The organism is Legionella fairfieldensis ATCC 49588 (genome assembly GCF_000621525.1).
GTDB classification, from domain to species: Bacteria; Pseudomonadota; Gammaproteobacteria; order Legionellales; family Legionellaceae; genus Tatlockia; species Tatlockia fairfieldensis.
In genome coordinates this window covers 58218-73291 of sequence record NZ_KK211300.1, presented here as the reverse complement: position 1 = coordinate 73291, position 15074 = coordinate 58218, and the positions used below count along the sequence as shown (strand labels likewise).

Below are 15074 nucleotides of genomic sequence, written 5' to 3'. Positions count from 1 at the left end.
CGGTTATTCTAAATAAGTTGCCAGAGAGCAATTCACTTGATATCTTATAAATAGATTAAAAGTTGAAAGGTGTTATTTTATTGATCAATGGAGTGAATAATGAAAAAAATTATCATTGTGACTTTTTCCATTCTGTTTTTAACACAGTATGCTTATGCTACGGCTTCAGGACCATCAAATCAGTCGATAGAACAATTAAATAACCAGCTACAAACGCAGTTAAAGCAGCTACAAGCCCAGCAACAAGAACAAGTTACTACATTAAATTCGCAATTACAAAACCAGATTAAGCAGGTGCAAACTCAATTAGAGGAGCAAATTCAAAAACTCAATACACAAACTCAAGCTCAAATACAACAGGTTCAAACCACTCTTCAACAGCAAATTAAAGAAGTCCAACAAGAAGTAATTCAGGCTCAGGCGGTAAAAAAATAAATTTCAATCCAGGATAAGCGTGGATCACGGTAAATGCCGCCTACGCTCGCTATTTATCTCATAATTTTTAATAGAGTTAACTCTGATCACGCAAGTAATCTGAATGCATTTAACAACGAAAATGATATGATCAGAAAATAGCACAAATCATATAGAACCCACTGATTGATGCAAATAATTTATTTAATAATAACAATCTTCATGAATCTGTTCTTTCTTACAAAAAGCGCTTGTGGCGCTGTGGATCAACTATTAAATAATAATTTTTTTCAAAACCCGGCAGAGCTTAACCTGATTAAGCAACGTCAATTGATAATAGGTAATGTATTTATTGCTCCAGCATTAAAATTTACAGGAACAACGGTTTCAGGTTCTGGTATTGTCAGAAGTAAGGTCAATGATTCGCTTCCTTATTTATTAACAGCGTACCGATTTACCGATCGTTTTGTAATTGGGTTAAATATAACCCCCAGTGGATACGGCCACCTGGATTGGCCAGTTGATTCTATTGTTGCTGCGCAATCAACCATAACCCGTTTATTTTATTACAGGATAGGTGCCCAATCGAGTTATCAATTAACTGATAATTTGGCGATAGGAGGAGGATTTAACTTGCACTATAACAAACGTGAAGAGCTGGATTTTGTGATACTCAATAAGGGTAATCAAATTAATAAGGTAAACGGGATTAATTATAGCGGTGATGTTGGTCTTTATTACAAGCTTACTCCACGGAATTATTTAACTATGATGATTTATACACCGGTAAACACCTTTGGTTATGGTACGAGTTCGCTCGGCCCAACGACTGTTAATAATTTTGCGCTCAATATACGAGAAGCGGCAGTAGCTGCTATTGGACTTCAACATCCAATAAACAATAAATGGTTTTTGGAAGAAAAGATATATTGGTCTGGCTGGTCTATTGAAAAAGAAATTAATTTCATTAATACCACCACAGGTAATACTACCATTCCAGCCAAATGGAGGGATACATGGTCATTTCAGGGGATTACTCGTTATGTAACCACAGATAACACAGCGCTTCTTGGTGCCATTATTTACGAAACCAATGCCGCGCCAATATCCACTAACGCAATCGGGTATCCTTTGGCAGCGTTTGGTTCTATCTCGGCAGGACTCGATTTAACGTTAAAAAAAGCACTTTCAACACAGTTAGTTTACAGTTATGGACGATTTCTTCCTAAAGCAAAGATAGCAAATGCTCTCAGCTATGGATCGATATCGGCCAAGACGCAAGCAGGCGTACTGCAATTTACTTATAAAGTATAAATGTATTTAACCACTTCACACTCTATTAGCTTTTCTTTTTTAACCAACTATTTATTGATTTGTTATTTTCACCAATAACTTGAATTAATTGATGGTATAATGGTTCAAGTAATTTATTATGCCCCGCTTCACGATAGCGTTCTAAATATTATTTAAAAAAATGGATTCCAAATCCATTCGTCAGTTGGCTATAGAATTAGCTGTTTTAGGAGGTGAAATACTTAGAGCTCTTTTAGGTAAAAGCCAACCAAAAAATTATTCGGCAACTGATGGTAATATATATTATCGGCTTTCATCCTATATACCTATTAATGAAGATAAAATATTCACAGATGCTAACAATTATTTATTATTAAAAAATATATTTGAAGCAAATGAAGTTTTTCCAACAGAGGGAAAGCCAGTTATAGGGGCAGTCATGCAGGCTGTTTTTTCTTTTTTCTTATATGATATTGATCATCGTAATTTTGGATCTATTAATGAAGAGGAAAAAAAATTTGTGAGAATTATTCGGTTTGATCCTGGATGCTGTTTTGGATATCCTTTTTGGGAATTTGAAGAGAGAGATATTTTAAAAAATATACAATTTATTGCGGATTCTAAACTGGATGATCTTGACGATGAGAAAGAGGAATACGATAAATTTGAATTTAGGTTAGAATATCTTGAAGAAGAGAAAAATAATGAAAAAAATTCCAATTATTGTAATAAAATATACCTTTCATGTTGGCGAAACTTTGAAGCTTATGCTGCATTGTCCAGATTATTTGAGTTGCCTTGGAAATTATATGAAGATTTAATTGAAACAAATATAAATCCAAAATTTGTTGAAAAGCAAAGTTGAAAAATATATTTCGAAAACGTCTTGAAATTTTTAAAACATGTGCTTACGCTTTGAAAGATTTTGAAAAATATTACCAAGCTTATTCTGGTCCTACTCATTTAGGAAATTTTTGGCACTCTTTTTTTGATGATAAATTTATGAAAAAATCAGTAGCCTATAATATTCTCCCTTTAACTCCTTCTTATGAATGTTATGAGCCGAATTATTTAAAAAATGAAACTCCTGAAAATTTTAGAAAAAGAAGATATGAACATAATAATGCCGATTCTCGTCATCTCTTTTTTAAGAAAATTCCACAATATACAGTCTCTGCCTATATATTGAAAAGTGAAGTGGCGGAAACAGTAAGTGTAATCGATGAACTTAAACAGCTAGGGAGTTCACTGTAGTGAGTTACTAAAAAATAATTGAATGGAATTTAAAAGATTTACGTCTTTTATCCCAACTTTCAATACATAAAATCGGTTGGTTTTCTGGTAACTACTGATCTAGAGTGAGTCACTGCGTAATCAAAAAAAATTGCTGTCGTTTTTGTTAAGCAATTAGTGTTTGAGCGAGTTAACATTACCAGTTTAGTTGGATATGCAGAAAATCCTGATTAAAACTAAACAGGAGAGGCCAATAATTCTTGCAATAATTCACCTGCTAAATTTCCTCCTGTGAGTAGACAGACTATTTTGCGATGTTTTTTTTCTTTTAAAATGTTTAATCCCGCTGCCAAACTACAAGCAGAAGCTCCTTCACATAATAATTTATTATTAAATAATAAGGTTCTAACTGCCTGTTTAACGCTTTCCAGATTTACTACAATACTATCAGTCAAGAAAGGGGATAATTGCTGAAAAACGGCAGGTAAAACTTCTGGTGTACCAATAGCATCAACAAAAGAAACTATTCTGGATACAGAAGTCGGTTTTCCTTGTCTCAGTGAGTTATACATAGGTGCTGCAGTTTCAGGCTCGCAAGTATAAATTGCAATCTTCGGATTATACTGATGAATAACTCTGCTAATCGCAATACTTAATCCACCGACGCCAAAAGGTATTATAATGGCATCCAGATCAGGTAAGTCTTCAATAATTTCATAAGCAATTGCTTCATAGCCTGCAAGTAATGCCTCAGAGAAAACAGGATGAATAAAAATACTCTCCGTAGAAGGGCTAATATCACCTCGAACAATTTGCCATATTGCTTCAAAAGGCTTTTCATGAAGGTTAGCTCCTGATTTTTTAATACGATCTTTCTTTATCTGAGGGGTTGTATCGGGCACATAAATATGGCAAGGAATAGCAAGTTGTCTGGCAACAAATGCAATGGCTTGTCCCATATTACCTGCACTTGCTGCTGAAAGCCCTTTACTGAGTAGTAAAGGTTCACTGTTTTTAATTACAGATACAACCCCTCTTATTTTATAAGAGCCAAATTGTTGCAGGTTTTCTGGTTTGAGATAAATTTGCGACTCCTCTATTTCATTAAAGGATAGTAATGGCGTACGTATAACCAATTGGTTAAGTGCAATATTATTTTTTATCATAAAGTAATTTTCTGTCCAATTTGTTGTTTTAATGCCTTTTTATAAAAATAGTCAGCAGCATAAACATCCTCAATACCCAAACCTACCCCCTTAAAAAGCGTAATTTCTTTTTTACTAGTACGTCCAGCTATCTTATGGGTAAGGCAATCACCTAACTCACCAATTATAGATTCTTCTGAGAGTTTTTTTTGAGTAAGCGGATTGATAATTTCATCACTTTCTAGTAAGCAAGCGTCTTTACAATCAAAATAAATTTTGAGAGAGTAATGATCATATAAATTTATTTCTTGAAAACCTGGTTGACAAGCACCAATTGCGTTTATATGAACACCTTCCTTAAAATCCGCAAGGTCAAGAAGAGCTTTCTTCGAAGGTGTAGACGTAACAACAATATCAGCTTTTTGTACAGCCTCTTTCGGCTCCTCACTAACTACAATTTTAAAAATTTGCTCCAGCTGCAATTTATGAATAAATCGGCTAATCGTTTTTGTGGAGCGTGAGTAAAGGTAAACTGTATCAATAGGTCTAATTTTCGCGATAGCTTTGATATGTTCAAGAGCTTGGCGCCCCGCTCCTATTAATGCCAAACGAGTAGAGTCAGGCCGGCTTAACAAGTCAGTGGCCACAGCGCTCACAGCAGCAGTACGCAATGCTGTAAGTGTAGAACCCTCAATAAGGCAATTTATTAAACCTTTTTTAGCATCCAATAATACTACAAGTCCTTGATGTGGATTAAGGCCATAATGAACATTATCGTGAAACACTGATATCGCTTTATAGCCTAAAAGCTGATTTGATATATCCATGGAGGGCATAAAGCGAGTGCCGCTCTGGAGTCAAGATTAAACACAGCACGCTGAAAATTCCTCGTTTTTTGCTGTGATACAGCCTGTAATGCATTTGACATGCACAACCTCAGATCATCCAAATCGAGACACTTAATCAAGTCATTTGAGCTTAAAACCAACATTTATAAACCTTAATTCTCTAAAATCGGACTAATGGCAGGATGTCTAATTATTCGCTGTCTCATATTCTCATTTACTTGTTTCAAAAGTAGTTTTTTTCTGCAGTGTACAATGCCTCATTAATAAATCAAAAACCTTCTTCTGTCCAATCAGAACTACTGCAAAAGAGTTTTAGAGCTGGTTACGTCAAGGTGACATGATTTTTCTAACGTAGCTCTTGAAGAAACTGCATTTTGCAGCCGTGGTGCTTGGTTGAAAAAACGTTGTCCTGCAAAAGCAAGTACTGTTGCTGATGCAGCAGCTACCACCCCAAACTCTATCTTGTTATTTACAAGAACTTCAAAAATTGTCATGAATAACACTAAGCTTAATGCGCCTAGAATAAAATGACGCTGATCCATGTTCGCGCAAGCATTTAATAAAAACGCATAATTAGGTTCAATTTTTTTGTTTGGTTCATAGATAGGATATACAAGAGCAAAATTTTCTTCCGAATCAACTTCGTTGATAAATGAAAAAATATTTGCTTTAACTAATTCATTTATATAGCTATCTGTCTCAAACTTACTATACTTTCCTTCATAGATTTCATCTATAGCTTTACTAATAATATTTTGTAATTTTGTAAAAAATGCTAAACTATCTAGAACTAACTTATTGTAAAGTCTAGAAACGATTAAATTATTAACAAGCGTTTCATCTATAGTTTGAAGGTTATAATATTTAATTTCATCTTGCCCATATTCTATTGCAAGCTGTCCAATGTCGATAAATTTATGAGCATTTTTATCTCCTCTTAAAGATTTAAAATGTTTTAAATCTTTATCGCGATATAAAGTTAATAAATTGTTATCAATAATTGAAAGCAAAGAGTCTAAATAACCTTCATGCCCGAATAAGATACTTAAGGTTTTCATTACAAAATGGAAGGGAACTTGTCTCTTGCGATCCCCCACGTGTGCCTGATCAAAAAACCAAATATTTTGCAGATTATTTTGAATTTCGGAGATCATAAATAAAACGCGTATCCACTTATTGACCACATGCTTTAGTCCATCTTCAATTAATGGTTCTTTAAGTTGACCAATGCAGTATTTTTTCAATAAAGATTTGATATTTTCTATATCATAGAAATGCGCTTGTTTAAGCTCCACTGTCATATCAGTGCCAGCTAAACTTTTTATAATTCTATGACCACCAGGATGACTTTCAGCAATTGAAGTTAAGTCAAAAACTCTATTTTCGAAGATTCCTAATATCTTTCCATTAGGGTTAGTATGTGCGATTTCATGTCTTTTATAATAAATTTCCTGGTTGGGGTAATCTATCGTTTTCTCCCAAACTTTTTCATCGGAATCAAGGCCTAGCTTATGCATAAATGCTTTATATGAGAAAGCTATATATTTTTCAGCGATGTATAGTTCTATTCCATGCCTTGATAATCACTTTATAAGAAAGGAGTTGGAATCTCTAATTTTGCACAAATACCGCGATAATGAAGATTATGTATTATTTTGTTCAAGCCAACGGCGTAATTCTTTATTGATTTCATGTGCATAGAATTTTCCGAAAATTCGTTGAGTTTTCTGACTCAATTTTAGGCTCCATCCCAATAGGAGAGCCTAAAATTGTCATCAATCAAATGGAAGTAATTATTGTAGAGCTCATTCAACGTCGAAACTTTGAAAATTATAGGTTAAGGGTTAAGGTTTGTGTTCTTGATTAATACTCCCTAAAGTGGAGATGAGCCCCATGTTTTTAATTAACTCAAAATAATAGAGCGATGTAGTACTTCGATGTGGATCATTCGGATTAGCTTTAATCCCTTGAGGAGTGTACTTAGAACGAACTTCCTTTAAATAGTTTATAACTACTTGCTTCGATTCAGGTTCAAGTAAGTCTTTTCCTATTCCTTGATAGGCGATAGATAATGGACCAAATAAATAACTATCCAGATCTGAATCGTTGGCTCTTTTTAATTCATTTACCAATGATTTCATGTAGATTTTTTGTAGCTCTTTTGACTTAAATGTTAATGTGTATTTCAACATCACAGAAGAATGATGATTCACATGCTTTAGCGATTCATTTATTTTATCTACGTTATTGGTGATTTCATCAGCTGTATGTGTATCAATATACCCCCTTGCTCCTGTGTCGACCATATGCGAAGTCAGTGATTTGTCATCTAAAAGCTTTTCAAAAAAATCTTTAATTATAGGCATATCGTTATCAATATATGATTTTTCAGTACGGTGTTGTTGGTTATAAAGCATTAAATTTTCTACAATCTTGCTTTTTATTTCCACACGATCTGTTTCATTATAAATAGTTAATAATTTTTTAACCAAATCAGGTTCTGTGGATCTTGAAACAAGCCTATCTATCATAATTCCACGTTTAACGTCATTTAGCTCGGGATTTGCAGCTAATTGTATTTGAATAGTAGATGGGGATGTCACATAATGGGCTGGCGGGCTGTCCATTATCATTTGGAATTCCTCATAAGGCATTAAATTAAGTTCTTGAGCAGATACATCTTCCAGTGTTCTATTGTTCGCAACATTTGCGAGGGTAGGAGGGTCTTCTTTTAATCTCTCATCATTGAAATAAGGGAAATAATTAAATAGATTTCGGGGTAGCCAAACATGACCTGGCATAGTATCAAATCCTTGGCTATAAAATGCCCACCAAACGTAAGTATCACATCGCCATCTTCCACATTCAATTACTTGACCTGTTGTTGGAATTCCTGAGCCAATATGATAATCAGTATTAGAAGTATAAACAGGACACCACCATCTTTGATGATTTGCTTCCACGAGAACTTTATAACCTGCTACGCCTCTGTCTGCAATGCCATACTTGCTTCCCCAATAAGGAGAGCGAGCCTTGAAATTGCTTATACTGTTTAATTGACCTACAACGTTCTCATTAAGAATTTCAATAACCAAGTTTGCATTTTGTGTCATTCCACTTGGGTCCATCATTTGAGCATTTGCAATACCCACATGACCTAACCATCCAAGTCCAGGGTAGTTTAAATCTCTCCCCATCACTTCAGCGGGATAAATTTTCTTGGCGTGTGTTGCTGAAGATAATAAACCTGCTATTGTAATACTTACACTTAATGTTACTAATTTTCTACATCTCATCTCTTCTAACCTTGTTATTTAATTGATTTATCTTTGTAGGCTGCTCTTCTTGTATTGAAAAATAATCTGACCACTTTATAGCCCATAGCAAATAAACAATGAACAATTAGCAACGAACCTGTGATTACAAAAAAAGTATCAACATTCCCTATTAATGGGAGAGATATATAATGAGGGAAAAAATTTCCCAAAGAAATCAGTGCAACAATTAAGGACGAAAAAATCATCGTATATATTTTGTGGTTTTTTATCAAAAGAGCTATGAGCGAGAAAATCAGGGAAAAAAACAAACCATACAAAGTAATGAAGTAAACAATTAATACCCACCAACCTTTGGCATCACTATTATCATAAGCAAATAATAATGAGATAAGGCATGCAAGCAAAAAACTAAAACTTAATATAAAAGTGTCTCGATTAAATATTTCTGTTTTTTTTAAGTTGCTTTCGGGTTGCTTTATGAAGTATGCCGATTTTTCGCACCAGGAAATGAAGACAATAATTAGAGGAAGTACCTGAAAAAAATCCTTGATGTGGATACTAGCTGTATGATATTGCATCGCAAGTGTTGCACATATAAATGCAAGAATAACAGACCACGAATATTCATTTAATTGTCTAAGTTGAATTTTTGACTGGCCCATGTGCAATCCTTTAATGGGATGTGTTGTTATTTCTAAGTGCCCTGTTATTACAATAGAGCTTTACTAGACCGCATGAAAATGGCGCGCCCGGAAGGATTCGAACCTCCGACCCCCTGGTTCGTAGCCAGATACTCTATCCAACTGAGCTACGGGCGCGTGTTCTGGCGGAGAGAGAGGGATTCGAACCCTCGATGAGATTTCTCCCATACTCCCTTAGCAGGGGAGCGCCTTCGACCTCTCGGCCATCTCTCCTTAATGGAGGCGAAGTATAGCAGGTATTTATGTGGCGTCAACTCTATTATTCAATTTCGAGTCATTTAAATTTTTTTAGTGTAACTCATTGTTTTTTGAGCATTCGTAAAAGAGATAATTTCCCAAATTGCAGGTTTACTGATATCTTTTATAGGAAAAATTTGGCGGTTGTCAGTTACATGGCAAGTATCAGGAGGAGTAATGAAGCAGAAGTCGAATTTAGGTGGCAGGGATGTGTATGTGGTGGATGGAAATCGGACTCCATTTTTAAAGGCAAAGGGGGTGGGGCCTTTTACTGGCTCTGATTTGGCGGTGGCAGCAGGGTTGCCTTTGTTAAATCGACAGTCTGTTTCTCCCACTCAATTGGATGAAGTGATTATTGGCTCGGCTATGCCTGGCCCTGACGAAGCGAATATCGCGCGGGTGGTTGCTTTACGATTGGGGTGTGGCAATAAGGTGCCTGCATTTACTGTGATGAGAAACTGTGCCTCGGGTATGCAGGCGATTGATAATGCCGCCTTGCAAATTGCCAGTGGACGTAGTGATCTTATTTTAGCAGGGGGTACTGATGCGATGAGTCATGCACCCTTGTTGTTTAATGAACAAATGGCTGCCTGGTTAGCGCGCTGGTTTGCGGCAAAAAGTACGGGCCAACGTCTTGGTTTACTAACGCAATTCAGACCGTCTTATTTTGCGCCGGTGATTGCTTTGCTGCGGGGGTTAACTGATCCCATTGTTGGTTTAAATATGGGGCAAACAGCCGAAAAAGTTGCTTATCGTTTTAATATTACTCGTAAACAAATGGATGAATTTGCTTGCGAAAGTCATCACCGTTTAGCCCATGCTTATGCAGAAGGGCGAATGGAGGAGGTGACTCCTGTCATTGATAGTAAAGGACGAGTCTATACACAGGATGATGGCATTCGAGCCGATTCTACCGTTGAAAAATTAGCTCAATTAAAACCGTTCTTTGACAAGAAATACGGGATGGTCACGCCGGGTAACAGTTCACAAATTACAGACGGAGCCTGTTTATTGTTATTAGCCAGTGCAGATGCCGTTGAAAAATATCATTTGCCTGTGCTTGGTCGTATTGTGGATTCGCAGTGGGCGGCTCTTGACCCTGCGCAAATGGGCTTGGGGCCAGTTCATGCGGCTACCCCTATTATGCAACGCCATCATTTAAAACCAAAAGATTTTGATTGTTGGGAAATTAATGAAGCATTTGCTGCTCAGGTGCTTGGTTGTCTGGCAGCCTGGGATGATGCTGAATACTGTCGTGAACAGTTAGGTTTGGAAAATTCCATAGGCAGCCCTTCGCTAGCTCAGCTTAATAAAGAGGGTGGGGCAATTGCTGCGGGGCATCCCATTGGAGCCAGTGGAGCTCGCATCGTGTTACATGTGCTGCAATCGCTTAAACAAAATAATGGCACGCGTGGTATGGCTGCCATTTGTATTGGCGGAGGACAAGGTGGTGCAATGTATCTCGAACGTGTAACAGGAGTGAAGAGCAATGGATAATTATAAACATTGGGAAATGGAAAAAGATGAGGATCATATCATCTGGTTGGGAATTAATCGACAGGATGCATCGGTTAATACCATTAATGATGAGGTTTTGGATGAGTTAAACAGTCTTTTACAGGAAATAGCGCAAATTTCCGATGCAAAGGGCCTTATTATTTACTCTGCAAAGAACAAAGGATTTATTGCTGGCGCCGATGTTCATGCGTTTTCCAAATTCGATCCTTCTGTTGGCGCCGTGAATTTTTTAAGGAAAGGCCAGAATGTTTTTTCCCGTCTTGAGGCTTTATCCCTACCTACAGTGGCTATGATTGATGGTTTCTGTATGGGAGGCGGGTTAGAACTTGCTCTGGCTTGTGATTATCGTGTGGCAACTGAAGATTCACGACTTGGTTTACCGGAAATCATGTTGGGTTTCCATCCTGGTTGGGGTGGCACAGTTCGTTTGCCTCGGTTGATTGGGGGGTTTGATGCGCTATCTAAAGTTATTTTGACAGGAATACCTCTTGTTGCTATTAAAGCAAAGCGTTTAGGTATTCTTGACGATGTAGTGCCTTTAAGACAACTTAAACGAGCAGCGGTATATTTTATAAAAAATAAGCCGTCCCTGCATAAACCAAAATTCATGCAGGCATTGACCAACTATTCCTGGGTTCGTGCCATACTGGCTCCTTTGCTTCGTTATAATGTTGCAAAGCGTGTAAGAAAAAAGCATTATCCTGCACCTTTTGCTGTGATTGATCTTTGGGAAAAAGAAGGAGGAATTGGCGAGCGTGCTTATTTGAAAGAGGCCGACTCAGTCGAGCAATTAGTAAGTCAGGGCGATACCGCTACGAATCTGATCCGTGCTTTTCTTTTGCGTGAGCGTATGAAGAGCTTTGCCAAAGACAGTAATTTTAAAGCAGAGCAAGTTCATGTCATTGGTGCCGGGGTCATGGGTGGTGATATAGCAGCCTGGTGTGCTTTGCGAGGTCTTCACGTGACTTTGCAGGATAAATCCTATGCGCAAATTGCTCCTGCAATGGGGCGTGCCTATAAGTTGTTTAAAAAGAAATTGCGTCAACCGCGCTTGATTCAGGCTGCAATGGACAGATTGGTGGCTGATCCGGACGGCCATGGTATTGGACGTGCCGATGTAATTATTGAAGCGGTCTTTGAAAACCTGGACGTTAAACAGGCTATCATGAAACAAGTTGAAGCTCAGGCTAAAAAAACTGCAATTATAGCGACTAATACATCCAGTATTCCTTTGGATGAAATTAGCCAGATAATGGCTGATCCGACACGTCTGGTGAGTATTCATTTTTTTAATCCAGTTGCCAAAATGGAATTAGTAGAAGTAGTAAGTAGTCCTAAAACCAAAAAAATGATTACGCAGCATTCTTGTTCGTTCGTTAACCAGATTGGTCGCTTGCCTTTACCTGTAAAATCAAGTCCCGGCTTTTTAATTAATCGGGTGCTAACCCCTTATTTAATGGAGTGTGTGCAACTGCTTGAAGAAGGTTACAGTGCTGAAGAAATCGATGAGGCTGCCACCTCGTTTGGCATGGTAATGGGGCCTGTGGAGTTAGCTGATACCGTGGGTATGGATGTGTGCCTTGCTGTTGCTGAGAATTTAACTGCCCATTTTGGGGGTACTGTTCCGGAAAAATTGAGGCAAATGGTAAAAGAAGGCAAGCTGGGGCGTAAGTCCGGGGAAGGTTTTTATCATTATAAAAACGGTAAGCCTGTCAAACGGAAATTGAAAGCCAATAAATCAAATCAAGAGATTGCGAATCGTTTAATTCTGCGTATGGTTAATGAAGCAGCCGCTTGCCTGCGCGAAAAGGTGGTTGCTGATAGTGATTTATTGGATGGCGGTATGATATTTGCCACCGGTTTTGCGCCGTTTCGTGGCGGGCCTATGAATTATGCCAAACACTTTGGTCATGACAAGCTTAATGAACTTTTTACCAAATTGGCAAGTCAATATGGAGAGCGTTTTAAAGCGGATGCCAGTTTGGAATCTATTTAAAACAAGGACTGTTTTAATTAGGTAATAAGGGCTATTTGGCAATAAATAGTCAAATACAGCTTGATCTTATTGCGATATACCGCGGAGTTCCGCGGTATTATCTGATTAATACCTTCTGAGTTTCAGGTTGGTATACAATTATGAGTCCAGCATCGCTTATTAAGCGGACTATGGTTGCTTTTTAGTTAATTGAGCAGATATTCTTGGGTTGTCATTCCGGTAAATAATTAATTATGTCCTTAAAATATGTACAAATTTTAATATTACTTTTATCAGTTTGGAACTCAAGCTGGGGGATAAATCTTGTTCTACCTTTAACAGGTGACCTGGTGGGGCAAATTGAGTACACTCATTCAGAAGCAGGCGAAACGCTCAGTGATGTAGGGATACGTTATGATATTGGCTATTATGAAATGGTCAGAGCAAACCCGCGAGTAGACCCAGTAAGACCGTTACCTCCCGCCACTCGTCTTCTTATTCCTTCCCAATTTATTCTGCCAAAAGGATCGCGCACGGGGTTGGTAATTAATTTGCCTGAATATCGTTTATATTACTATCCGCCGAATGACAATATAGTAATTACTATGCCAGTTGGAATTGGACGAGAAGGATGGACAACGCCCATAGGTACTACAAAAGTAACCTTTAAAGAAAGATCCCCTGTTTGGCGCCCAACGGCTAATGTACGTGCTGAAGCTGCAAAAAATGGTACGCCGATCCCTGATAGTTTTCCACCCGGTGAGGGTAATCCTTTAGGGCGACATGTTTTGCGCTTGGGGTGGTCGACTTATCTCATTCATGGAACCAATCGTCGTGATGGGGTAGGGGCGCGAGTGAGTGCTGGTTGTATCCGAATGATGCCGGAAGATATTGAATATTTGTTTGATCTAGTTACGGTAGGTACACCAGTACGTGTGGTCAATGAGTCGATAAAATCAGGTTACCTTAATAAAGACCTCTATATTCAGGTCTATCCATTACTTTTGGAGTATAAGAATAACAATTTAAATTATTTAATGCACAAACAATTAAGTAAAATCACGGCGGCAAAAATAAACAGGAAAGTAATAAAAGACGAATTGGATTATCCCACGGGAATACCTCGAAAAATTACCTGACCTGGCAATCATTATCAGTAGTGTTGTATTGCTTTACGCAATAAAAGTAAACACTATGTGCTACTAACAGAACAATAAGACTACCGATCAGATCGATGAAGTAATGCCATCCTAGTAATACACAGGCAGCAATTAATAATAAATTAATTGGCAATAATAAAATAAAAACAAGAGGCCAACAGCGGACTGTATAAAGGCAGAGCCAGGCCCAGATGGTATGAAAAGAAGGCATGGAAATCAGCCCGCCTTCGATGGTTGACGGTAATTGATAATGATGAAGCTCGTTGAATTTTAGGCCCGTTGCGTACTGTTCCTGAAAGAAATAGGAGCTTGAAATGAAACTCGCTGGCCCCATTGTCGGCAGGAAATAATAAATTAAAAAACCAATGAATGTGGTGGAAAGAAGTAGAGCATAATATTCTCTCACATAACCATATTTTTGTAGCACAATAAGCGCGAGCGGTATGTAACACATTTGATAGGGCAAACTGCAATAGCTTAATAAAAGTACTTCTTTAAATTTTGGCTGAGTAGATGTCCATGCCATAATTTTTTGTAAATTTATGGATAACGTGTTATCTATAGCTATTAATTGTCTATCAATAGGATGAAATGGAGTAAATTGCACAGCACAAGTTGCAAAAACAATAACAGTCATGACTAAAAGAAAGTAAATTAATTCCCGGATGGTTAGAAAATACAGACTATTTGTACCAAATAGAATATAAGTTCCCAGCAAAATTAAAAATAAAATAATCGCTATCAGGTACGTACCTGGAGGGAAGTAATCTACCCCGGGGTATTTAAATATAAAATAATTAACAGCGAAGGCCACGGACGATAATACACATATAAGACATGCTGTAAATAAAGTTTTACTGGCAAAAAACCGCATCAAATTTATTATTCTATAGTGAGATTTTGCTGTTTTTGTTTAATGGCATGATAAATTTCTTCACGATGTACTTCAATAGAGCGGGGAGCCTGCACCCCAAATTTCACATTACCATGTTCCAGAGTTTTAAAAGCGATAACCTGTACAATTTCGCCCTTAACGCAAACAGTTAATGGTTCTTCAAAAGGAATAGTCACTATGTTCATGCAAAACCTCTTTAGTTTTTAATACGTTATATCGCATGGGCAGTTCAAAAGCAATGATTTTTCGAACACATAGCTAACTTTTCCAATCTGACTGCCCTTTTCATTACTATTTGATAATAAAAGAAATTTACTGAATCAGGCAAGCCGTTACGCTATATTTTTGAAAATAAGTTTTAACACGGGCGAATCCCC

General features: G+C 37.3%; 14 protein-coding genes and 2 tRNA genes. 7 read left to right on the top strand and 9 right to left on the bottom strand.

Annotation, left to right across the window (positions count from 1 at the left end; genetic code table 11):
- Positions 1-99: 99 nt before the first annotated feature.
- From T345_RS0111945 to T345_RS0111930, 4 genes are all read left to right on the top strand, one after another.
- A complete protein-coding gene (locus tag T345_RS0111945; protein ID WP_028389545.1) occupies positions 100-435 on the top strand; it encodes a hypothetical protein in 336 nt (111 codons plus the stop codon).
- Positions 436-636: 201 nt separating this feature from the next.
- On the top strand, positions 637-1728 hold the full coding sequence (locus T345_RS0111940; protein ID WP_028389544.1) for an OmpP1/FadL family transporter: 1092 nt from the start codon (positions 637-639) through the stop codon (positions 1726-1728).
- A 160-nt stretch (positions 1729-1888) separates the two neighbouring features.
- Positions 1889-2572, top strand: coding sequence for a hypothetical protein (locus T345_RS0111935; RefSeq protein ID WP_028389543.1), 684 nt, complete (start codon positions 1889-1891; stop codon positions 2570-2572).
- A 50-nt stretch (positions 2573-2622) separates the two neighbouring features.
- On the top strand, positions 2623-2961 hold the full coding sequence (locus tag T345_RS0111930) for a hypothetical protein (RefSeq protein ID WP_131777701.1): 339 nt from the start codon (positions 2623-2625) through the stop codon (positions 2959-2961).
- A 215-nt stretch (positions 2962-3176) separates the two neighbouring features.
- Here the strand turns inward: T345_RS0111930 and T345_RS0111925 are convergent, their stop codons facing one another.
- The 7 genes from T345_RS0111925 to T345_RS0111895 all read right to left on the bottom strand — a co-directional run bounded on the left by T345_RS0111925 (position 3177) and on the right by T345_RS0111895 (position 9125).
- On the bottom strand, positions 3177-4106 hold the full coding sequence (locus tag T345_RS0111925) for a pyridoxal-phosphate dependent enzyme (protein WP_028389541.1): 930 nt from the start codon (positions 4104-4106) through the stop codon (positions 3177-3179).
- Entirely contained in the window at positions 4103-4921 is an 819-nt protein-coding gene (locus T345_RS0111920) for an ornithine cyclodeaminase family protein (protein WP_028389540.1), read from the bottom strand. Before T345_RS0111920 ends, T345_RS0111925 begins: the two co-directional genes overlap by 4 nt.
- Positions 4922-5229: 308 nt before the next feature.
- Complete coding sequence (locus T345_RS0111915) at positions 5230-6450, bottom strand: cytochrome b5-like heme/steroid binding domain-containing protein (RefSeq protein WP_028389539.1); 1221 nt, start codon at positions 6448-6450, stop codon at positions 5230-5232.
- A gap of 327 nt (positions 6451-6777) precedes the next feature.
- Positions 6778-8229: a hypothetical protein gene (locus tag T345_RS14315; protein WP_051555259.1), complete on the bottom strand. Its 1452-nt coding sequence runs from the start codon at positions 8227-8229 to the stop codon at positions 6778-6780.
- Positions 8230-8243: 14 nt separating this feature from the next.
- Positions 8244-8873: a hypothetical protein gene (locus T345_RS14310; RefSeq protein ID WP_051555258.1), complete on the bottom strand. Its 630-nt coding sequence runs from the start codon at positions 8871-8873 to the stop codon at positions 8244-8246.
- Between the two features lie 79 nt (positions 8874-8952).
- Positions 8953-9029, bottom strand: a tRNA-Arg gene (locus T345_RS0111900).
- A 6-nt stretch (positions 9030-9035) separates the two neighbouring features.
- Positions 9036-9125, bottom strand: a tRNA-Ser gene (locus T345_RS0111895).
- A gap of 201 nt (positions 9126-9326) precedes the next feature.
- Here T345_RS0111895 and T345_RS0111890 point away from each other — a divergent pair.
- The 3 genes from T345_RS0111890 to T345_RS0111880 all read left to right on the top strand — a co-directional run bounded on the left by T345_RS0111890 (position 9327) and on the right by T345_RS0111880 (position 13781).
- A complete protein-coding gene (locus tag T345_RS0111890) occupies positions 9327-10646 on the top strand; it encodes an acetyl-CoA C-acetyltransferase (protein WP_028389538.1) in 1320 nt (439 codons plus the stop codon).
- Positions 10639-12663, top strand: a complete 2025-nt coding sequence (locus tag T345_RS0111885) for a 3-hydroxyacyl-CoA dehydrogenase NAD-binding domain-containing protein (protein WP_028389537.1) — start codon at positions 10639-10641, stop codon at positions 12661-12663. Before T345_RS0111890 ends, T345_RS0111885 begins: the two co-directional genes overlap by 8 nt.
- A gap of 329 nt (positions 12664-12992) precedes the next feature.
- The gene (locus tag T345_RS0111880) at positions 12993-13781 is read left to right on the top strand and encodes a L,D-transpeptidase family protein (protein WP_242604548.1); all 789 of its coding nucleotides are present in this window, start codon (positions 12993-12995) and stop codon (positions 13779-13781) included.
- Here the strand turns inward: T345_RS0111880 and T345_RS14305 are convergent.
- Together T345_RS14305 and T345_RS0111870 are read right to left on the bottom strand one after the other, a co-directional pair.
- A complete protein-coding gene (locus T345_RS14305) occupies positions 13774-14616 on the bottom strand; it encodes a phosphatase PAP2 family protein (RefSeq protein WP_242604549.1) in 843 nt (280 codons plus the stop codon). The two genes, T345_RS0111880 and T345_RS14305, sit on opposite strands and share 8 nt — an antisense overlap.
- Before the next feature lie 68 nt (positions 14617-14684).
- Positions 14685-14882 (bottom strand): carbon storage regulator, encoded by a 198-nt coding sequence (locus T345_RS0111870; protein ID WP_028389535.1) that lies wholly within the window; start codon positions 14880-14882, stop codon positions 14685-14687.
- Between the last annotated feature and the right edge of the window lie 192 nt (positions 14883-15074).

Excerpts from the sequence above, each read along its gene's own strand:
- T345_RS0111915 (WP_028389539.1), bottom strand. The coding sequence starts at position 6,450 with ATGCATAAGCTAGGCCTTGATTCCGATGAAAAAGTTTGGGAGAAAACG.
- T345_RS14310 (WP_051555258.1), bottom strand. The coding sequence starts at position 8,873 with ATGGGCCAGTCAAAAATTCAACTTAGACAATTAAATGAATATTCGTGG.
- T345_RS0111935 (WP_028389543.1), top strand. The coding sequence starts at position 1,889 with ATGGATTCCAAATCCATTCGTCAGTTGGCTATAGAATTAGCTGTTTTA.
- T345_RS0111920 (WP_028389540.1), bottom strand. The coding sequence starts at position 4,921 with ATGCCCTCCATGGATATATCAAATCAGCTTTTAGGCTATAAAGCGATA.
- T345_RS0111925 (WP_028389541.1), bottom strand. The coding sequence starts at position 4,106 with ATGATAAAAAATAATATTGCACTTAACCAATTGGTTATACGTACGCCA.
- T345_RS0111870 (WP_028389535.1), bottom strand. The coding sequence starts at position 14,882 with ATGAACATAGTGACTATTCCTTTTGAAGAACCATTAACTGTTTGCGTT.
- T345_RS0111885 (WP_028389537.1), top strand. The coding sequence starts at position 10,639 with ATGGATAATTATAAACATTGGGAAATGGAAAAAGATGAGGATCATATC.
- T345_RS14315 (WP_051555259.1), bottom strand. The coding sequence starts at position 8,229 with ATGAGATGTAGAAAATTAGTAACATTAAGTGTAAGTATTACAATAGCA.
- T345_RS0111940 (WP_028389544.1), top strand. The coding sequence starts at position 637 with ATGAATCTGTTCTTTCTTACAAAAAGCGCTTGTGGCGCTGTGGATCAA.
- T345_RS0111945 (WP_028389545.1), top strand. The coding sequence starts at position 100 with ATGAAAAAAATTATCATTGTGACTTTTTCCATTCTGTTTTTAACACAG.
- T345_RS0111890 (WP_028389538.1), top strand. The coding sequence starts at position 9,327 with ATGAAGCAGAAGTCGAATTTAGGTGGCAGGGATGTGTATGTGGTGGAT.